General features: G+C 64.9%; 17 protein-coding genes. 8 read left to right on the top strand and 9 right to left on the bottom strand.

The annotated features are described in order from the left end of the window. From RI841_RS05415 to RI841_RS05385, 7 genes are all read right to left on the bottom strand, one after another. A partial coding sequence (locus RI841_RS05415) for a prolyl oligopeptidase family serine peptidase (protein WP_310704559.1) occupies positions 1 to 1,797 on the bottom strand: 1,797 nt, incomplete at its 3' end. Beyond that, entirely contained in the window at positions 1,794 to 2,945 is a 1,152-nt protein-coding gene (gene pqqE / locus RI841_RS05410) for a pyrroloquinoline quinone biosynthesis protein PqqE (RefSeq protein WP_310704558.1), read from the bottom strand. The genes RI841_RS05415 and pqqE, both read right to left, overlap by 4 nt. Further along, the gene (pqqD, locus tag RI841_RS05405; protein WP_310704557.1) at positions 2,938 to 3,228 is read right to left on the bottom strand and encodes a pyrroloquinoline quinone biosynthesis peptide chaperone PqqD; all 291 of its coding nucleotides are present in this window, start codon (positions 3,226 to 3,228) and stop codon (positions 2,938 to 2,940) included. Before pqqD ends, pqqE begins: the two co-directional genes overlap by 8 nt. Beyond that, a complete protein-coding gene (gene pqqC / locus RI841_RS05400; protein ID WP_310704556.1) occupies positions 3,225 to 4,004 on the bottom strand; it encodes a pyrroloquinoline-quinone synthase PqqC in 780 nt (259 codons plus the stop codon). The genes pqqD and pqqC overlap by 4 nt, the downstream gene beginning before the upstream one ends. A 108-nt stretch (positions 4,005 to 4,112) precedes the next feature. Further along, the gene (gene pqqB / locus RI841_RS05395; RefSeq protein WP_310704555.1) at positions 4,113 to 5,042 is read right to left on the bottom strand and encodes a pyrroloquinoline quinone biosynthesis protein PqqB; all 930 of its coding nucleotides are present in this window, start codon (positions 5,040 to 5,042) and stop codon (positions 4,113 to 4,115) included. 98 nt (positions 5,043 to 5,140) lie between these two features. Next, positions 5,141 to 5,212, bottom strand: coding sequence for a pyrroloquinoline quinone precursor peptide PqqA (gene pqqA, locus RI841_RS05390; protein ID WP_081786101.1), 72 nt, complete (start codon positions 5,210 to 5,212; stop codon positions 5,141 to 5,143). 213 nt (positions 5,213 to 5,425) lie between these two features. After that, positions 5,426 to 6,316 carry a LysR family transcriptional regulator gene (locus RI841_RS05385; RefSeq protein ID WP_310704554.1) on the bottom strand — a complete coding sequence of 297 codons (891 nt, stop codon included), beginning with the start codon at positions 6,314 to 6,316 and terminating at the stop codon, positions 5,426 to 5,428. A 127-nt stretch (positions 6,317 to 6,443) separates the two neighbouring features. Between RI841_RS05385 and RI841_RS05380 the strand changes: the two genes are divergently transcribed. The 3 genes from RI841_RS05380 to mtgA all read left to right on the top strand — a co-directional run bounded on the left by RI841_RS05380 (position 6,444) and on the right by mtgA (position 9,242). After that, positions 6,444 to 7,553: an S-(hydroxymethyl)glutathione dehydrogenase/class III alcohol dehydrogenase gene (locus tag RI841_RS05380; RefSeq protein ID WP_310704552.1), complete on the top strand. Its 1,110-nt coding sequence runs from the start codon at positions 6,444 to 6,446 to the stop codon at positions 7,551 to 7,553. 18 nt (positions 7,554 to 7,571) lie between these two features. After that, complete coding sequence (fghA, locus tag RI841_RS05375) at positions 7,572 to 8,426, top strand: S-formylglutathione hydrolase (protein ID WP_310704551.1); 855 nt, start codon at positions 7,572 to 7,574, stop codon at positions 8,424 to 8,426. A gap of 114 nt (positions 8,427 to 8,540) precedes the next feature. Continuing rightward, positions 8,541 to 9,242: a monofunctional biosynthetic peptidoglycan transglycosylase gene (gene mtgA, locus RI841_RS05370; RefSeq protein ID WP_310704550.1), complete on the top strand. Its 702-nt coding sequence runs from the start codon at positions 8,541 to 8,543 to the stop codon at positions 9,240 to 9,242. Here the strand turns inward: mtgA and RI841_RS05365 are convergent. Then, on the bottom strand, positions 9,224 to 10,138 hold the full coding sequence (locus tag RI841_RS05365) for a DMT family transporter (RefSeq protein WP_310704549.1): 915 nt from the start codon (positions 10,136 to 10,138) through the stop codon (positions 9,224 to 9,226). The genes mtgA and RI841_RS05365 overlap by 19 nt on opposite strands. Positions 10,139 to 10,561: 423 nt before the next feature. Between RI841_RS05365 and dctP the strand changes: the two genes are divergently transcribed. From dctP to RI841_RS05340, 5 genes are all read left to right on the top strand, one after another. After that, positions 10,562 to 11,731 (top strand): TRAP transporter substrate-binding protein DctP, encoded by a 1,170-nt coding sequence (dctP, locus tag RI841_RS05360; protein WP_310704548.1) that lies wholly within the window; start codon positions 10,562 to 10,564, stop codon positions 11,729 to 11,731. A gap of 144 nt (positions 11,732 to 11,875) precedes the next feature. Further along, positions 11,876 to 14,074 (top strand): TRAP transporter large permease subunit, encoded by a 2,199-nt coding sequence (locus RI841_RS05355; RefSeq protein ID WP_310704547.1) that lies wholly within the window; start codon positions 11,876 to 11,878, stop codon positions 14,072 to 14,074. A 148-nt stretch (positions 14,075 to 14,222) separates the two neighbouring features. Continuing rightward, complete coding sequence (locus RI841_RS05350) at positions 14,223 to 14,606, top strand: DUF4168 domain-containing protein (RefSeq protein ID WP_310704546.1); 384 nt, start codon at positions 14,223 to 14,225, stop codon at positions 14,604 to 14,606. Between the two features lie 152 nt (positions 14,607 to 14,758). Continuing rightward, a complete protein-coding gene (locus RI841_RS05345; protein WP_310704545.1) occupies positions 14,759 to 16,672 on the top strand; it encodes a DUF294 nucleotidyltransferase-like domain-containing protein in 1,914 nt (637 codons plus the stop codon). A gap of 10 nt (positions 16,673 to 16,682) precedes the next feature. Next, positions 16,683 to 17,405 (top strand): 3'-5' exonuclease, encoded by a 723-nt coding sequence (locus RI841_RS05340; protein WP_310704560.1) that lies wholly within the window; start codon positions 16,683 to 16,685, stop codon positions 17,403 to 17,405. A gap of 106 nt (positions 17,406 to 17,511) precedes the next feature. Here the strand turns inward: RI841_RS05340 and RI841_RS05335 are convergent. Beyond that, on the bottom strand, positions 17,512 to 18,781 hold a 1,270-nt coding region (locus RI841_RS05335), incomplete at its 5' end, for a BCCT family transporter (RefSeq protein WP_310704544.1).

Raw genomic sequence — 18,781 nt, 5'->3', positions numbered from 1 at the left:
GTAGCCCACTTCCTGGTTTTTCTTCTTCAGGAAGCCGTGCCCTTCGTCCTCGAACAGCATGACGCGGGCCGGGACGCCGCGGCGGCGCAAGGCCTCGGCCATGGACAGCGTCTGTTCCGGCACCACCACGGTATCGCGGTTGCCCTGGAAGAAGATGACGGGCGCGGTGAAGGTATCGAGTCGATTGATCGGGCTGCGGGCCCGCTGGGTGCGCTCATCCCCGAGCAGCCAGTCGAGGTAGCCTGACTCGAAACGGTGGGTTTGGGTGGCCAGGTGCGGGGCATCGGTGACGCCATACAGGCTGGCGCCGGCCCGGAAGAGGGTAGAGGTCGCAAGCAGGTTGAGCACGCTGAAGCCACCGGCACTCTGGCCCCTCACGAACAGCCGATCGGCATCGGCCAGGCCACTGGCGACCAATGACGTCGTCAGTGCGATTACATCCTCGACATCGATACGACCCCATTCGCCGGCGAGGCGCTCTCGATACGCCCGTCCGGCATTGCCGCTGCCGCGGGGGTTGATGTCTGCCACGGCGAAACCGTGCTCTGTCCAGTAGTGGATCAGCGGATCGAACACCGGATAGCAGGCCGAGGTGGGGCCGCCGTGCACGCGAACGATCAGCGGCGGTGGCCGGGCCGAGGAGGCAGCCGGCCCATAGACGAAGGCAGGAACGCGTTCGCCGTCGGCCACGCATGCCTGCAGCGTCTGCGGTAATGGGGGATGTGTGGGCGTGGGCAGCCCGAAAAGCGTTTCCTCGGCATGGGTCGACAGGTTCACACGGGACAGGCGTGCCGCGTGCTGCGCCCCCTGGGTGATGGCGTATAGCCAGCCATCGGCATGCGCCAGGCCCGTCAGCCGGCTGGCGTCGTGCAGCACGCGGGCGTGTTCACGCCCCTCGCCATCGGTGATCAGGATCCGGGCTGCCCCCACCTCGAAGGCCATGAGCACGCCCTGGTCGACGGTGGGCCACAGGTGCTGGCACTCGCCGAGTTGCCAGGGCGTGGAGGCGTGGTCGGCCTGCCGCGTGCCGAGTCGTTGGATATCCAGCGACTCGGCAGGGCCGATCACCCGATACGGCTGCCACCAGCCCCCGTGATCACTGAGCACGATAAGCTCATTGGCCGCGGTGAAGCGGGGCTGGGTGATGGCGGCGCCGGCATCCCAGTGGGTCAGGTCGTGCAGCTTGCCAGCGGCGTCCAGCCGGGCCTGGCGTAGGCGCGATCGCTGCCAGGGCATGTCCCCGAGGTCCCATTCGACCCAGGCGAGCCGGCTGCCACAAGGGGACAGCGCCGGTGCGCCATAGAAGTCGGCACCGGCGTCAAGCACCCGACGGCAGTGGCCATCCAGTGCGACCAGGCGCTGGCTGGCGTCGCGTCCATTGCCGCTTTCCTCCACGGCGAACAACCGGCGGCGTTGCGGGTCGGGGGTGAGCCCACCGTAACGGCTGCCGTGTCGTGACCACCATGGGCACGCTTCGCCGCCGCTCAACCGTTGGCGATGCAGGGTCTGGGTGGCGGCCTCGACGAAGATGGCGTGCTCATCCAGGCAGGCAAGAGCGCCGCCGCCGTAGCCATTGACGTGACTGGCGATATCGAGGTGCTCGGGACTCAGCGGTTGCGGTCGGCCATCCTCGAGATGAGCATGCCACTGCCATAGCCGACGTCTTCCTGTCTGGGGGTCGGCAGCCAGCCAGAGGACGCCTCGGGAGGCGGCACACAGGTCTGCCAGGCCATCCGCGGGCAGTGCCGCCCGGCGCAGCAGCTCGTCATGTGGCTCGCTGGGCAGGGGAGCCTTCATGTACGACAGAACACCCTCGATTCATGGACGTTGCGTGGCGTCAGCTCCTGTGCCTCGCGGGTGTCGCTCTCCGCCTCGCGGCGGGCCGCCTCGATCAGGTGATGGTCCGGCGACAGGTCGCACACCGGATCGGTGGCGGCGGGGTCGCCGGTCAGCAGGTAGGCCTGGCAGCGACAGCCGCCCACATCCCGATGGCGCTCGTCACAGCTGCGGCAGGGCTCCGACATCCAGGCATCGCCGCGATAGCGGTTGAAGGCCTCGCTCTCGTACCAGATCTCGCGCAGCGGACGCTCGCGCACCGTGGGAAAGCGCATCGGCAGCATGCGCGCGCTGTGGCAGGGCAGTACCGCACCGTCCGGCGCCACGGTCATGAAGATCGCCCCCCAGCCGCCCATGCAGGCCTTGGGGCGGTCATTGTAGTAGTCGGGCACCACGAACAGCAGCCGCATGTCGCGTCCCCGCTCGGCCAGGCGTTCCCGCCACTGTGCCGTGACCTCTTCGGCGGCCTCGAGCTGGGCCGCACTGGGCAGCAAGCCGGCGCGATTGAGATGCGCCCAGCCATAGAGCTGGCAGTTGGCGAGTTCCACGGCATCGGCGCCGAGTTCGTCACACAGGGCGATGATGTGATCGAGGCGGTCGATGTTGTGGCGGTGCAGGACCACGTTGAGCACCATGGGGTAGCCGGCGGCCTTGACGGCCCGCGCCATGGCCAGCTTTTTCTCGTGGGCCTTGCGTGAGCCGGCGACCGCCGCGGCGACATCGGGGTCGGAGGCCTGCAGGCTGATCTGGATGTGGTCGAGACCCGCCTCGCGCAGTGCCTCGATACGCGACTCGTCGAGGCCCAGCCCGGACGTGATCAGATTGCTGTAGAAGCCCAGTCGACGGGCCTCGGCCACCAGGGTCTCGAGGTCCCGGCGAACCAGCGGCTCGCCACCCGAGAAGCCCAGTTGCACAGCCCCCATGGCACGAGCCTGGGTCAGGGTGTCTATCCACTCCGTGGTATCGAGCTCCTCTTTGACCGCTCCGAAATCCAGCGGATTGGAGCAGTAGGAGCACTGCAGCGGGCAGCGGTAGGTCAGCTCGGCGAGCAGCCACAGCGGGGCGCCCGTCTGGCCATTGGCAGTAACGGCATCGGTGTGGTCAGTCATGCTGGATCCACCCTTGTTGCGTGGCGTCGACCATGAATTCGTGAACGTCCTCGGCGATGGCGGCGGCGGGGGCTTCGGGGTATGACGCCTGCAGGATCGCGATTACGGTGTCCACGTCACGTTGCCCATCGAGCTGGGCGAGGATGGCGCCAGCGGTATCGTTGAGCTGCACCATGCCCTCGGGGTAGAGCAGTACATGACGCTGCTGAGTCTCTTCCCACTGCAGGCGCCAGCCGGGGCGCAGACGGCAGACGCTGCGCCCGTCGATGGCTACTTCGCTCATGACAGCCCCCGATGGTAGACGCGCCGGTCGGTGACGGTATGGTAGGGCGCCCGGTCGAGTTGGTAGGCCAGGGACATGGCGTCGAGCATCGACCAGAGAACGTCGAGCTTGAACTGCAGGATCTCCAGGGCACGTTGCTGGGCGGTGGCGGTGGTGCAGACGGCCAGTGCCACCTCCAGGCCGTGTTCGACATCGCGACGCGCCTCCTTGAGGCGCTTGCGAAAGTAGCCGTAGCCGGCCGCGTCGATCCAGGGGTAGTGGGTCGGCCAGGTATCCAGCCGGCTCTTGTGGGCCTCCGGGGCGAACAACTCGGTGAGTGAGGAGATCGCCGCTTCCCGCCAGTCGGCACGACGCACGAAGTTGACGTAGGCGTCTACTGCGAAACGCACACCGGGCAGCACGTGCTCCTGTGACCAGAGTTCGTCGCGACTCAGCCCCACCGCCTCGCCCAGGGTCAGCCAGGCTTCGATGCCACCGTCATCCTCGCCATGTCCGTCGTGGTCGAGCAGGCGCTGGATCCAGCGACGCCGTGTGGCAGCGTCGGGACAGTTGGCGAGCAGGGCGGCATCCTTCTGGGGAATGTTGATCTGGTAATAGAAGCGGTTGGCGACCCAGCCACGCAGCTGCGCGGGGGTGGCGCGCCCCTCGGCCATGTCCACCTGATAGGGGTGGTGGATATGGTAGTAGGCCCCCTTGGCCATGAGGGCCTCGCGGAAGGCCTCGGGACTCAGGGCATCTGCCTGCGAAGTCGCCAGCGGTGAGGCGATGCTTGTCATGTATGGCTCCTCTGTCGTCGTGGCAGGACGCGCCACGACAGCGTCAGGGATGGCAGGAAGCAGAGCTCTCCAGCCCCTGACGTTGAGACGCGGATCGTTTACCCCGGTTCAAACGTCCAGGCGCAAGCCGTCGAAGGCCACCTCGACCCCTTCACGATTCAGGGTGGCGCGTTCCTGCGACCCTTCGTCAAGGATCGGGTTGGTATTGTTGATATGGATCAGTACCCGACGGGTGGTGGCCGGCAGGGCCGCGAGCTCGGCCAGCAGGCCCTGCTCGCCGGACAGCGCCAGATGGCCCATGTCGCGACCGGTGGCCTGGCCGACACCGGCACGCAACAGTTCGTCGTCACGCCACAGGGTGCCGTCGACCAGCACGCAGTCGGCCTGGCGCAGGAAACCGCGTACCCGTTCGTCGAGTTCGCCGAGCCCGGGGGCATACAAGAGGGTGGTACCTCGGTGGCGATCCTCGACCAGCAGGCCGATATTGTCACCCGGGGTCGGGGCGCCACGGCGCGGGGAGTAGGGCGGTGCGTTGCTGGTCAGCGACAGGGCGGTAAAGGTCAGGCCTGGGCACGCAGGCACCTCGAAGGTGGCTTCCAGTTGCTCGCCGTCGACCGAAATGGGATGCCAGGTCAGGCCGCCCTGCCAGTGCTCGAGCATAGTGAAAAGTGGGAAGCCACTGGTCAGGTCCTGGTGCACATTGGGAGTGCACCAGACATCCAGAGGGCAACCCTCCCGCAGCGACAGTAATCCGGTGGCGTGATCGATCTGGCCGTCCACCAGCAGGACCCCCGCGATGCCGCTATCCCTCGGGACTTGCCTGGGATGCAGCTCGGGGTTGCTGGCCAGTTGGCTGCGGATGTCCGGCGAGGCATTGCACAGCAGCCAGTGTTCGCCGTCGCTGCTGATGGCAATTGATGACTGGGTGCGCGGCGTTGCCTTGATGCTGCCCTGTCGAACACCTTGGCATTGCGTGCAGTTGCAGTTCCATTGCGGAAAGCCACCTCCCGCCGCCGCGCCGAGCACCAGTACCTGCATGGAGATTATCCTGTCCCGAAGCCTGTCCTACAAAGAGAAGACTGACGACCCTTGGAAAGGGCGTCAGTCCAGACTGAACAAATGCGCCGTGCGTGGCGTCAGCGATTAGAAATATACAGTGTCACTTCGAAGCCGAGTCGCAGGTCGGTATAGGCGGGTTTGGTCCACATGAAACACCTCCATTGGATGGGTTGTTGTTGATGGGTGTATAGACAAGAGTAAAGCACAGAACGACGTCTCTGCCTTGCTACAAAAGTCGCATTCCGGGCATTCAGACGCCAACTGCTTCCTCTTTGCAGGAGATGACGATCGAATGCCAGGGATGGCTCCTTCAAACTACGGTACCTTGCGGCTTTTTGCCAACGCGGTGCCACTTGCCGGGCTCAGCGCCGCACGGGCAGCAGTTCATCGATATGCGCGACCAGGTAGTCGATGAACTGGTGCACCTTGGGTGAGCGATGGCGATGGCGCGGGTAGACAGCCCATACCGCAGTGTCGTCGTGACGGTAGGCATCGAGTACCGAGACCAGCTTGCCGCTGGCCAGATGGGGATCCACGTAGTAGTCGGGCAGTTGGGCCAGTCCCAGGCCCTTTAGGGCTGCATCCAGTAGCGCCGGTCCCGAGTTGCCCTCCCAGGGGCCCTCGACTCTCAATTCGCGGCGCACGCCACCGACGGCGAAGCGCCAGTGATCACGTGAGCCCACCAGGCAGCGGTGGCGAGAAATCTCGGAGAGTGCATGGGGCTGGGGCATGCGGGTGAAGTAGGCGGGTGAGCCGACCACGTACTCGCGACGCTCACAGAGCCGCCGAGCGATCAGCGAGGAGTCCTCCAGGCGGCCCATGCGAATCGCAATGTCGAAACCCTCCTCGATGATGTCTACCTGGCGGTTGGTGAAGTGCAGGCGAACCCCCAGTTTGGGGTTGCGGCACTGAAAGTCATTCACCAGGGGGGCGACGAAACGTTCCCCGAAGTTGGTGGCGCACGTCAGGCTGAGGACTCCACTGGGGCGTGCCTGGAGGTCCTTCACGGCCGCCTCGGCCTCGCGGAAACCATCGAACAGGTGATGGCAGTGCTGGTAATAGAGGGTGCCGGCCTCGGTGAGGCGAATCTGGCGAGTGGTGCGATAGAGCAGGGTAGTCCCCAACTGGTTCTCGAGCTGGCTGACCAGCCGGCTGACATGGGAACTCGAGACCTTCAGTCGGCGAGCCGCCGCGGCAAAGGTGCCCGCACGTACCACCTCGATGAAGGCCTCGATTCGATCCCAGCGCTGCATGTGGACTCCTTTCGGCAGGATTGTTGCCGTATGGCAATAATGTCATGTGTTTGATGCAGTTTATCCCAAGGCGTCAAATTGCCTAGACTGTCTGCAGGCTCACCACATACCGAACGAGGAAAATGCCATGAAGTCACGTGCCGCCGTCGCCATGGAAGCCGGCAAGCCCCTGGAACTGGTCGAGATCGACGTCGAGGGTCCCAAGGCGGGCGAGGTGCTGGTGCGGCTTGCCGCCACCAGCGTCTGTCATACCGATGCCTTCACTCTCTCCGGCGCCGACCCGGAAGGCAACTTCCCGGCGGTGCTGGGCCATGAAGGCGCCGGTGTCGTCGAGGAGGTGGGCGAAGGCGTCACCAGCGTCAAGCCCGGTGACCACGTGATCCCGCTCTATACCGCCGAGTGCGGCCAGTGCAAGTTCTGCCTCTCCGGCAAGACCAACCTGTGCAGTGCGGTGCGCGCCACCCAGGGCAAGGGCGTGATGCCGGATGGCACCTCGCGCTTCTCGCTGGACGGCAGGATGCTGCACCACTATATGGGCACCTCCACCTTCAGCGAGGTCACCGTGTTGCCCGAGGTTTCGCTGGCGGTGGTCTCGAAAGAGGCGCCGATGGACAAGATCTGCCTGCTGGGCTGCGGCGTGACCACCGGTATCGGCGCGGTGATGAACACCGCCAAGGTGGAGCCGGGCGCGACCGTCGCCGTCTTCGGCCTGGGTGCCATCGGTCTGGCGGTGATCCAGGGCGCGGTGATGGCCAAGGCCTCGAGGATCATCGCCATCGACGTCAACCCGGAGAAATTCAAGCTGGCTGAGCAGTTCGGTGCCACCGACTTCGTCAATCCCAAGGAGTACAGCGATCCCATCCAGCAGGTGATCGTCGACCTGACCGATGGCGGTGTTGACTACTCCTTCGAGTGTATCGGCAACGTCAACGTCATGCGTTCGGCGCTGGAGTGCTGCCACAAGGGCTGGGGTGAGTCGGTGATCATCGGTGTGGCTGGCGCCGGCGAGGAGATCAGCACGCGTCCATTCCAGCTGGTCACCGGTCGGGTCTGGAAGGGCTCCGCCTTCGGCGGGGTGAAGGGGCGTACCGAGTTGCCGGGCTACGTGGAGCGCTACATGGATGGCGAGATCAACATCGATGACTTCATCACGCATGACATGCCCTTCGAGAAGATCAATGAAGCTTTTGAGCTACTGCACCGTGGCGAGAGCATCCGCACCGTCCTTCACTACTGAGCCATCGGGAGGCTGATCATGACCATGACCGAACACCTCGAACTGGTCTCGGCCAACAAGAGCTTCGACGGTTGGCACAAGCGCTATCGCCACCGTTCCCGGGCACTGGACTGCGAGATGACCTTCTCCATCTACCTGCCGCCCCAGGCCGAGGCCGGGCGAGTGCCGCTGCTGTGGTGGCTCTCCGGGCTGACCTGCACCGACGAGAACTTCATGCAGAAGGCCGGCGCGCATCGGGTTGCCGCCGAGCTCGGCATGGCCATCGTCTGCCCCGACACCAGCCCTCGGGGCACCGACCTTCCAGGCGAGGAGGACAGCTACGATTTCGGCAGTGGGGCCGGCTTCTATGTCAATGCCACTCGCGAGCCCTGGAAGAAGCACTACCGCATGTACGACTATGTCGCCGAGGAGTTGCCCTCGGTGGTGCGCCAGCACTTCCCGGTCAACGGCCGCGAGTCGATCAGCGGCCACTCCATGGGCGGGCATGGCGCCCTGGTGATGGCCCTGCGTCGTCCCGGGCACTACCGCTCGGTGTCGGCCTTCGCGCCGGTCGTCAATCCCAGCGAGTGCCCCTGGGGACAGAAGGCCTTCTCTGGCTACCTGGGGGAGGACCGCGGCCTCTGGACCCAGTACGATGCCTGCGAATTGGTGGCCCGAGGGGCCTCGAGCCAGCCCCTGTTCATCGACCAGGGAGAGGCCGACGACTTCCTCGAGGAGCAACTCTGCCCCGAGCGGCTCGAGGCGGTGTGCGCCGAGCATGATCACCCGCTGACCCTGCGGCGCCAGCCGGGTTATGACCATAGCTACTTCTTCATTGCCTCCTTCATCGAGGACCACCTGCGCTACCATGCCGAGCGACTGAACAAGCGCTGAGCCGGCGCATGCTCCTACCAGAGTGACAGGCTGCCTCCCCTCGGGGAGGCAGCGTCGTTATACTGGCGGGGATGACGGAGCGGTGAGGGGCCCCATGGCCGAGCGAGACACGCAATGAGGGAGTGGCGGCAGCGGGCCTGGCGGGCGCTGTGGCGTACCCTGCTGGGCTTCGTGGTGTGTTCCCTGGTGCTGGTACTGCTGCTTCGTATGGTACCGGTGTTCGGCTCCATGGTGATGGTGGAGCGCAAGGTCCAGTCCTGGATCGCCGGGGAGTCCCTCGACATCCGCCATCAATGGCAGCCCTGGCAACGCCTCTCCGACCACGCCAAGCTGGCGGTTATCGCCGCCGAGGACCAGCGCTTCCCGAACCATTACGGCTTCGACCTGGGCGAGATGCGCCGCGCCTGGGAGGCCAGCCGCAACGGCGGGCGCCTGCGCGGGGCAAGCACCATCAGCCAGCAGACCGCCAAGAATCTCTTCCTGTGGACCGGGCGCAGTTGGGCGCGCAAGGGGCTGGAGGCCTGGTTCACCCTGCTGATCGAGGCGCTGTGGCCCAAGCAGCGCATCCTCGAGGTCTACCTCAACATCGTCGAGTGGGACAACGGCGTCTTCGGCCTCGAGGCCGCCTCCCGCCACTACTTTGGTGTCTCCGCCGACCAGCTCAGCGAGATCCAGGCCAGTCGCCTGGCGGCGATCCTGCCCGATCCTCGCGGGCGTGATGCGGCAGGACCTGGCCCTCAGATGCAGCGTCGCAGCGCCTGGATTCGCCAGCAGATGCGTAACCTCGGCGGTACCGGCTATCTCGAGCGGCTCTGAGAGCCGCTTCGCACCACCAGCACCACGCCGGCGATGGCGATGGCCATGCCGGCCAGCGACAGAGGGGGCAGGCGCTCGTCGAATAGCCACCACGCCTCCAGCGCCGTCACCGGCGGTACCAGGTAGAAGAGGCTGGCCACCCGTGAGGCCTCGCCGCGCTTGATCAGCGCCATCAGCAGCAGGATGGCGGAAATGGAGAGTACCAGCACCAGCCAGGCCAGGGTCAGCAGGAAAGTGGGCGTCCAGTCGATCTCCCGGGTCTCGAACAGCAGCGCGCCCAGCCCCAGCAGCGTCCCGGCACCGAGATACTGCACCACAGTGCCGGAGAGCAGTGGCATGCCGGTGCAGAAACGCTTCTGGTAGAGGGTGCCCAGCGAGATGCCGACCAGCGCCACCAGCACGCTGGCCAGGGCGCCGATACCGAAGCCCTGGAACAGCATCTCGCCCGGGTCGAGCTTGCCGCCGAGCACCATGGCGATGCCGGAGAGCCCCATCACCAGCCCCAGCCACTGGAGGCGTCCCAGCCGCTCGCCCAGCAGCGGGCCGGCGAGCCCAGCGGTCAGCAGCGGCTGCAGCCCCACCAGCAGGGCGGCCAGGCCCGCCGGCATGCCCTGGTAGATGCCATAGAAGACGCCGCCCAGGTAGGCGCCATGGACCAGCAGGCCGGATACCGCGATATGCCCCCACAGCCGTGGCTCCCGTGGCCAGCCACCCCGCAGCAGCACGACCAGCGGTATCAGCAGCGCCAGGGTCAAAACGAAGCGCACGAACAACAAGGTGAAGGGCTCGGCATGGGGCAGGCCGAACTTGGCGCCGATGAAGCCGGTGCTCCACAGGGCCACGAAGAGGATGGGCATGGCGGTAAGCCAGGCCTGGCGGTGACGTTCCGATGTCATGGCAAAGCGTTTCCAAGGTCAGGGAGTGGGAGCATCATCGCGGCCAGTGGCGCGTGATGCCAATCTCACCATTCGTGCTTTAGTCGTAGGCATCACCTCGGCGGAAAATTGGTCATACCAGAATTTTGCCAGTCTAGACAGGGTGTTGCCTCCCATAAGCGCTTGGTCTGACCAATGACCAAGTGGGCTTGCGTTGAAAATTGCTATTGGCCGGGGTCGGGCTTTTCGTTAGTTTTCGTCATGGAAGACGTTTCCAGATTGATGAGACCTTCCTCCGGCCCCGCAGGGAAAGCGGTGTCAGTCGTCCGGTGAATCCTTTGAGGTCACCAGGGCGCATGATGGGCCATGGATGACAACAATAAGATCCCGTTGATGCCCGCCTGCCTGTGGCGTGCGGGCGATTCCCAACTAGGAGTGCATGCCATGCAAGACGACAAGCAGCCGTCAAGCATCTCTTCCGTCGACACCGACAACACGAAAGCCCTTGAGGAGTTCAAGACCCCGAGCCGGCGTAACTTCCTGAAGGCCGCGGCCGTCGGTTCCGCTGCGGCCGTGGCGGCCCCCTGGATCGGCAACGTCCAGGCCCAGGAGGGCATCCGTATCCGCATGCAGTCTTCCTGGCCGCCGGGAACGCCGGGCTATCGCATCTTCGAGGAGTGGGCCAAGGGCGTGGGTGAGGCCACCAGCGGTGAGGTGACCATCGAGCCCTTCCCGGCGGGCGCCGTGGCCGGTGCCTTCGAGGTCGCCGATGCCGTGCGCAACGGCGTCCTCGACGGCCAGAACTGGTTCACCGTCTACTGGCCCGGGAAGATGCCGGCCGGCGTGTTCCTGACCGCCTACCCGATGGGCCTGTCGCTGCCCCACCAGTGGGACATCATGTTTGGCGCCTACGGCGGCTTCGGCATCGCCAAGGACCTCTACCGCAAGCAGGGTCAGGAACTGCTGGGCTATGTTCACCATGACATGAACCTGATCCACTCCAAGAAGCCGCTGCGCAGCTTCGACGACTTCAAGGGTATCAAGCTTCGCATGCCGGGCGGCATCGTCGCCGAGACCTTTGCTGCCGCCGGCGCCCGCACGACGCTTCTGCCGGGCTCCGAGGTCTATCCGGCGCTGGAGAAGGGGACTATCGACGCGGCCGACTATACGGGTGCGGCCAACAACTTCGAGTTGGGCTTCTGGCAGGTCGCGGACTACATCATCATGGGGCCGCCCTCCACCCCCTGCCTGCACCAGGCCGTCGACCTGATGGACATCTCGGTCAACCGTCGCACCTTCGAGCGCATGTCTTCCCAGACCCAGGACCTGATGCATGACCTGGTGTCGGCCTACTCCCGCGAGCACTATGCGGCGATCCAGAAGGCCAACGCCGAAGCCTGGCCGAAGTACAAGGAGAAAGGCGTCGAGATCATCCACCTCTCGGAGAATGATGCCGACCGCTTCCGTGAGGTCGCCGTGCCGCTGTGGTTCAAGTGGGCCAACAAGGACCCGGATGCTGCGCGGCTCTTCAAGGCGCACCTCGATACCATGATGGACCCGGGTGTGGCACTGATCACTCCGGAAGACGTCAAGGACTACGAACTCAACATCTAACCTGCCTGCTCTACCAAGCCGGGTGTTGTAGGCCGAGGGCCGCAGCACCCGGTTTGGGTAGGAGACCACCATTGATCCCGCATCCCGATGACTCGATGATCCGTAACCATCGCCGGGAGGTGATGATGCTGCGGAGGAGTACCCATGAATTTTGAGATTGATTTTGTCCTGCCGCACTGGTTCTACTGGTCGGTGCTGCTGTTGCTGCCGCTGGTGGTAATGTTCTTTGTCGACCGCAGCTTTCGTCGTGGGGGCAGCATCGATGGCGGTGACACCGCCGAGGTGCCCGCCGGCGAGGAGGTCGCGATTGGCTACCAGCCTCCCGGTAACCTCTTCACCGCCATTGTCGACCGTATTTCCGGGTTTTCCGGCCGCTACGTGGCTTACTGGGCGTTGATCGCCCCCTTCGCCTTCGCCTATGAAGTGCTGGTGCGCTATGCCTTCAACTCGCCGACCAACTGGGTGCATGAGTCCATGACCCTGATGTTCGGCATGCAGTACCTGATTGCGGGGGCCTATGCCTTGCGCGAAGGCGGTCACGTTCGCGTCGATATCCTCTATCAGCGGGCCAAGCCCCTGAACAAGGCGGCGCTGGATCTGTTGACCTCGGTGTTCTTCTTCATCTTCACCATCGCCCTGCTGACGACCGGCTGGAAGTTCTTCTCTCAGTCGGTGAGCGACGCGTACTTCTTCGGCTCCAGCTACGCCAACGAGACGTCCTTCACCGAGTGGGCCATCGAGTTCTACCCGGTCAAGTTCATGCTCTTCTTTGGTGCCTTGCTGCTGCTGCTCCAGGGCTTCGGGCAGCTGCTCCGTGACTTCCAGTCCTTCCGTCATCACTGGCGCCTGCATGATGGCAGCCGGACCTTTGCTCGCGTGCTGGTGATCCTTGCCGTCCTGGTGGCGGGCTGGACGATCTTCGAGATGGTCAACGTCGCGGTGACGGACTACGAGAGCCTGGCGGGTAGCATCTCGGGGAGCCTTGGCTCTGTCGGTATCGGAGCCCTGACGCTGGTGATGTTCGGCTCGCTGATGATGGTGCTGGTGGCGGGCCTGCCGCTGGCCTTCGTCACCGGTGGCCTGGGGGTCTGCTTCCTCTACCTGGTCGGCGACCAGGGGATGCTGAACCTGATGCCGTCGCGCATCTTCCCGATGATGACCAACTACCAGCTGTCAGCCATCCCGCTGTTCATCTTCATGGCCTCGGTGCTGGAGAAGGCCGGTATCATCGAGGAGCTGTTCGACGTCGTCTACAAGTGGATGGGTGGTCTGAAAGCGGGGCTGGCCATCGCCACTATCATCGCCTCCACCCTGCTGGCCGCCATGGTCGGCGTTATCGGGGCTGCGGTGGTGACCATGGGGCTGATCGCCCTGCCGGCGATGCTCAAGCGCCACTATGACCCGGAGATCGCCATCGGCTCGATCATGGCCGGCGGGACCCTGGGCATCCTGATTCCGCCCTCGATCCTGGCGATCATCTACGGTGTCATTGCCCAGCAGTCGGTCGGTGAGCTCTATCTCGGTTCGCTGATCCCCGGCCTGATGCTGGCCTTCATGTACGGCTTCTACTGCTGGATGCGCGGCACGCTGAACATCAACCTGGCGCCGCCGATGCCGGTCGAAGACCGGGTCGACATGAAGGAGAAGCTGCGCCTGCTGCGCAACATGCTCGCGCCGATCATCCTGGTGATGCTGGTGCTCGGTGTCATCTTCACCGGCATCGCCACGCCGGTAGAGGCGGCCGGCATCGGTACCTTCGGTTCCCTGATCGTGGCCGCGATGCACAAGCGCCTGACCTGGCCGAACCTGCATGCTGCCTGCATGACCACCCTGGTGGCCTCGGCGATGGTGATGTGGATCATCTTCGGCGCAAGCATCTTCGTCGGCTTCTATATCCTGCAGGGCGGCCAGACCTTCGTGCAGGAGCTGATCACCGGCGCCGGCCTCGGCCCCTATGCGGTGCTGCTGCTGATGATGGTGCTGCTGGTGGCGCTGGGCATGTTCCTCGACTGGGTGGGTATTCTGCTGCTGGCGGTACCGATCTTCGTGCCTCTGATTCAGGCGCTCTCCTTCGATGGCGTGTTCGGCCTGCCCGGGGTTGATGCCACCGATGTCTCGCTGTGGTTCGGCGTCATCTATCTGGTCAACATGCAGATGTCCTTCCTCAGCCCGCCGTTCGGCTATGCGCTGTTCTATATCAAGGGGGTCTGTCCGCCGCACATCACCATGGGGCAGATCTTCCGCTCTGCCTTCCCCTTCCTGGGCATCCAGGCGCTGGGGCTGATGCTGGTGATCCTCTTCCCGGCGCTGGTCACCTGGCTGCCCGGCCTGGCTTATGGTTGATGTCACACACGTAAACCGTTGAAGTATTGGAGGCGCTCCCTTTGGGGGAGCGCCTTTTCTTACAACCCGTTACAACACTCTGTGAACTCGCCGTGCTACGGCGCGTCACAGGGAGGCACATTCATAACGCAATACTCTGGAGGTATTCATGCAACGGATGACGGCACTGTTCTCGGCCGCACTGCTCTCCCTCGGCCTTGCCGCCACCCAGGCCCAGGCGCAGCAGGATTCTGCGGCTAACGCGGAACAGTCGCAGGCCACCGCACCGGCCCAGGACTTCTCCGACCAGCAGCTGCAACAGTTTGCTGACGCCTCCCAGGAGATCGCCGTGATCTCCCAGGAATACACCAAGGAGCTGCAGGCAGCAGAGGGCAAGCAAGCTCAGCAGGACGTCCGCATGGAAGCCAATGAGAAGATGGTCGAGGTAGTCGAGGACAGCGGTCTTGACGTGGATACCTTCAACGCCATCGGTCAGGCCATCCAGCAGGATCCTGAGATGATGCAGCGCGTGCAGGAGATGGCCCAGTCATAATGGCGGGCATATCTCGGCCGACCCGATCGGCACAGAGGGCCACCCCATGGGGTGGCCCTCATCGTGTCTGGCGGCCGGTCCCATTTCCTTTACAGCCCGGCGTGGGCATCTCAGACTATTGACCAGGCTTGAATGGGCGGAGGGCGTGACGCATGGACGTGGAACTGCTTGAGGTCCGCCAACACCTGGGGCGCTTTTCCCCCTTCGACGGGCTCTCCGACGAGCTGCTCGACGACGTGGCAGGTAGCGTTGAAGTGGCCTACTTCAAGGCGGGCAGTGACATCCTGGTACTCGATCAGGAGGTTCATGAATTCTGCTACATTCGCAGCGGGGCCGTGGAGGTCTATCGTCGCGGCGGCGAGCTCTACAACCGCCTGGGCGAAGGTGATATCTTCGGCCACTTCAACCTGCTGCGCAATCACCGCGTCCGCTTTCCGGCCCGGGCCATGGAAGACAGCCTGATCTACTTCATCCCCGAGACCACCTTCAAGCGGCTCTGCGAGGCCGATGATAACTTCGCCGATTTCGTCGAGCTCGAGCGGCCGCGCCTGGAATCGACGGTCAAGGAGCAGAAGAAGAAGAACAGCGATATGCTGATCACCCGGGTGCGCAAGCTGTTGACGCGCTACCCGGTGATGGTCGAGGCGTCCACCACGGTGCAGGAGGCCGCCCGCCAGATCACGGAGTTCGGCGCCTCGGCGGTGCTGGTGCTGGATGCTCCCGGTGATACCCCCCGCTACACCTTTCGCGACAGTGAGGATCGCCACTGGCAGGTTCAGGGTATCCTCACCGACAGCGACTTCCGCAAGCATGTGGTGGCCGAGGGGCGCTCCCCCGAGACGCCGGTGGGGGAGGTGATCGGCTCTCGCCTGATTGCCATCCAGTCCGACGAGTCGGTGCACGAGGCGATGTTGTGCATGCTGCGCAACAACATCCATCACCTGCCGGTGATGCACCGTCGCCACCCCGTGGGCATCGTGCACCTCTCCGACATCATCCGCTACGAGACCGGCAGCAGCCTCTACCTGGTGAGCAACATCTTCCATCAGTCCAGCGTCGAGGGCCTGGCGCGGCTGGCCCCTGACGTGCGCTCAGCCTTCGTGCGCATGGTCGAGGAGGGGGCCGATTCGCGCATGGTGGGCAGTGCGCTCTCCACCATCGGGCGCAGCTTCACCCGCCGGCTGCTGGAACTGGCCGAAGAGGAACTGGGCCCCCCGCCGGTGGGCTACTGCTTCATGGCCCTGGGCTCCATGGCGCGCAATGAGCAGTCCATCGTCACTGACCAGGACAATGCCCTGGTGCTTGCCGACGACTTCGACCCACAGCGCCATGACGCCTACTTCCTGACGTTGGCCCAGCGGGTCAGCGATGGCCTGGATGCCTGCGGCTACCCCTACTGCAAGGGCGACATCATGGCCACCAATGCCCGCTGGCGCCAGCCCCTGGCGGCATGGAAGCAGTACTTCCGGGACTGGATCGATCACCCTTCCCCGGAGCGTCTGCTGCATAGCTCGATCTTCTTCGACCTGGATGCCGTGTACGGCGAGAATGCTTTCGTCGAGCAGCTTCAGGACCTGGTGGCCACCCGGGCTCCGAAGAGCCCGCTGTTCCTGGCCGCCATGGCCCGCAATGCCCTGAATCGCACCCCGCCGCTGGGCTTCTTCCGCACCTTCGTCATGGAGAAGGACGGCAAGCACAACAACTCCATTAACCTGAAGCGCCGCGGTACCGCGCCGATGACGGACCTGATCCGCGTGCATGCCCTGGCCTGCGGCTCGCGGGCCCAGAACAGCTTCGCGCGGCTCGACGATATCGACCGCACCCAGCTGCTGGCCCCTGGGGTGAGCCAGAAACTGCGCTATGCCCTCGAGTTCCTCTCGATGTCGCGGATCCGCCACCACGTGATCGATATCGAGAACGAGCGGTCACCGGACAACAACATTGAGCCTGAGAACGTCTCCGACACTGAGCGCCATAACCTCAAGGAAGCCTTCCAGGTGTTGAGCAACGCCCAGAAGTTCCTCAAGTTCCGCTATCCCATGCCGTCGCGGGCCCGGTCTCGCTGAGATGGCCGTGATGCGTCTGCGCCCGCGAGCATCCTTGCCGACCCCGGGCTGGCCGGAGTACCTGGCCAGGCGCGCCGAGGCGGCCAGGGACCCGCGCCTTGCCCGCTACTTCGCGTCCGGCCTGCCGGCGCCCGAGACCCCCATCGGCGAGGCGCCGATGGTAGCACTGGACATGGAGACCACCGGCCTGGACGAGCGGCGTCACGCCATCGTCAGCATCGGCGTGGTGCCCTTCACCCTGGGCCGTATCGCCCTGTCACGGCGCCGCTACTGGGTCGTGCGGCCCTCGCGCCCGCTCAGCGAGGAGTCGGTGACCTTCCACCATATCACCCACGCCGACATCGCCCGGGCCCCGGACCTCGACGAGATCCTCGGCGAGCTGCTCGAGGCCCTGGCGGGGCGCCTGGTGGTGGTCCACTACCGGCATATCGAGCGGCCCTTCCTGGATGCGGCAGTGAAGGCCCGGGTGGGGGAGGGCGTGATGTTCCCGGTCATCGATACCATGTCGCTGGAGGCTCGCATTCATCGCCAGTCCCTGCTGGCCCGCTTCAAGCGCTGGATCGGCAGGCCGCCGGCCTCCATCCGCCTCTACGACAGTCGTGCGCGCTACGGGCTGCCCGTCTATTCGGGGCACCACGCGCTGATCGATGCGTTGGCCACCGCCGAGCTGCTGCAGGCCCAGGTGGCCCGCCACTACAGCCCGACGACGCCGGTGAGTGCGCTCTGGAGCTGATCGGCGGCAAGGCATTCGTGTGATCCTCCCTCCCGAACGCAGCGAGGCGGCCCTGGGGCCGCCTCGCTGGGACTTGCCGGCCGTTTCGCGGCCGTTGGATGACGGGTTACTTGGCCTTCGGCTCGCTCATCAGGCCCTTGACGATGGCGTAGCAGCCCACGAGCAGCACCAGGGTGAAGGGCAGGCCGGTGGTCAAGGCCGCCGTCTGCAGGGCGGCGAGACCGCCGCCGAGCAGCAGGGCGATGGCCAGAGCCCCCTCGATCAGCGCCCAGAAGATACGCTGGGGCTTGGGCGCATCGACCTTGCCGCCGGCGGTGATGGAGTCGATCACCAGCGAACCGGAGTCCGACGAGGTGATGAAGAACACGATCACCAGCGTGATGCCGACGAAGGAGGTGATGGCGGTGAGCGGCAGGTATTCGAGCATGGTGAAGAGCTGCAGCTCCAGGGCGGCATCCTGCACCTCGGTGATGCCCTGATTGACCACCTGGTCGATGGCCGTGGTGCCGAAGGCGGTCATCCACACCACCGAGGCCATCGACGGCACCAGCAGCACCGAGATCAGGAACTCGCGCACGGTGCGGCCGCGGCTGACCCGGGCAATGAACATGCCGACGAAGGGCGACCAGGCGATCCACCAGGCCCAGTAGAAGGCGGTCCAGCCCTGGCTGAAGTTGGCATCCTCACGGCCAAAGGGCATGGAGAGCGCCGGCAGGTGGGTCACGTAGCCGATCAGGTTATCGACCACGCCGGTGGCGATCATCAGCGTCGGGCCGACGAGGATCACGAACAGCAGCAGCAGGGCGGCGAGCACCATGTTGATCTGCGAGAGGCGCTGCACGCCCTTGTCGACGCCGAGCAGGATCGAGCCCAGGGCCACGAGGGTAATCCCCAGGATCAGCAGCACCAGGGTGGTGTCGCCGGCGGGGATGCCGAACAGGTACTCGAGGCCCCCGGCCGCCTGGGTGGCGCCGATACCCAGCGAGGTGGTCAGGCCAAACAGGGTGGCGAACACCGCCAGGATATCGATCGCATGACCCGGCCAGCCCCAGACGCGCTCACCCAGGATCGGGTAGAAGATCGAGCGCATGGTCAGCGGCAGGCCCTTGTTGAAGGCGAAGATCGCCAACGACAGGCCGACGATGGCGTAGGCGCCCCAGGGGTGAAACCCCCAGTGGAAGATGGTGGCGGCCATGCTCAGGTCAATGGCGCCGGCCTGGTCACCCGCGGCGGCACCCAGCGGGGCCCAGTCGGTGCGCACGCCGTTCTCCATGCTGACGCCCCCGAGCGCCGTGTCGAAGTGAGACATGGGCTCAGAAACACCGTAGAACATCAGGCCGATGCCCATGCCCGCGGCGAACAGCATGGAAAACCAG

Source organism: Halomonas sp., from assembly GCF_031581305.1.
In the GTDB taxonomy this organism is placed as follows: Bacteria; Pseudomonadota; Gammaproteobacteria; order Pseudomonadales; family Halomonadaceae; genus Halomonas.
The sequence above is the reverse complement of the archived record's forward strand: the minus strand, read 5'-3'. Positions and strand labels throughout refer to the sequence as shown.

What these genes read in the sequence shown, in the direction of transcription:
- RI841_RS05340 (WP_310704560.1), top strand. Translation starts at nt 16,683, where the DNA reads ATGCGTCTGCGCCCGCGAGCATCCTTGCCGACCCCGGGCTGGCCGGAG.
- mtgA (WP_310704550.1), top strand. Translation starts at nt 8,541, where the DNA reads ATGAGGGAGTGGCGGCAGCGGGCCTGGCGGGCGCTGTGGCGTACCCTG.
- RI841_RS05350 (WP_310704546.1), top strand. Translation starts at nt 14,223, where the DNA reads ATGCAACGGATGACGGCACTGTTCTCGGCCGCACTGCTCTCCCTCGGC.
- pqqD (WP_310704557.1), bottom strand. Translation starts at nt 3,228, where the DNA reads ATGAGCGAAGTAGCCATCGACGGGCGCAGCGTCTGCCGTCTGCGCCCC.
- RI841_RS05355 (WP_310704547.1), top strand. Translation starts at nt 11,876, where the DNA reads ATGAATTTTGAGATTGATTTTGTCCTGCCGCACTGGTTCTACTGGTCG.
- fghA (WP_310704551.1), top strand. Translation starts at nt 7,572, where the DNA reads ATGACCATGACCGAACACCTCGAACTGGTCTCGGCCAACAAGAGCTTC.
- pqqC (WP_310704556.1), bottom strand. Translation starts at nt 4,004, where the DNA reads ATGACAAGCATCGCCTCACCGCTGGCGACTTCGCAGGCAGATGCCCTG.
- RI841_RS05380 (WP_310704552.1), top strand. Translation starts at nt 6,444, where the DNA reads ATGAAGTCACGTGCCGCCGTCGCCATGGAAGCCGGCAAGCCCCTGGAA.
- pqqE (WP_310704558.1), bottom strand. Translation starts at nt 2,945, where the DNA reads ATGACTGACCACACCGATGCCGTTACTGCCAATGGCCAGACGGGCGCC.
- RI841_RS05365 (WP_310704549.1), bottom strand. Translation starts at nt 10,138, where the DNA reads ATGACATCGGAACGTCACCGCCAGGCCTGGCTTACCGCCATGCCCATC.
- RI841_RS05345 (WP_310704545.1), top strand. Translation starts at nt 14,759, where the DNA reads ATGGACGTGGAACTGCTTGAGGTCCGCCAACACCTGGGGCGCTTTTCC.
- pqqB (WP_310704555.1), bottom strand. Translation starts at nt 5,042, where the DNA reads ATGCAGGTACTGGTGCTCGGCGCGGCGGCGGGAGGTGGCTTTCCGCAA.
- dctP (WP_310704548.1), top strand. Translation starts at nt 10,562, where the DNA reads ATGCAAGACGACAAGCAGCCGTCAAGCATCTCTTCCGTCGACACCGAC.
- RI841_RS05385 (WP_310704554.1), bottom strand. Translation starts at nt 6,316, where the DNA reads ATGCAGCGCTGGGATCGAATCGAGGCCTTCATCGAGGTGGTACGTGCG.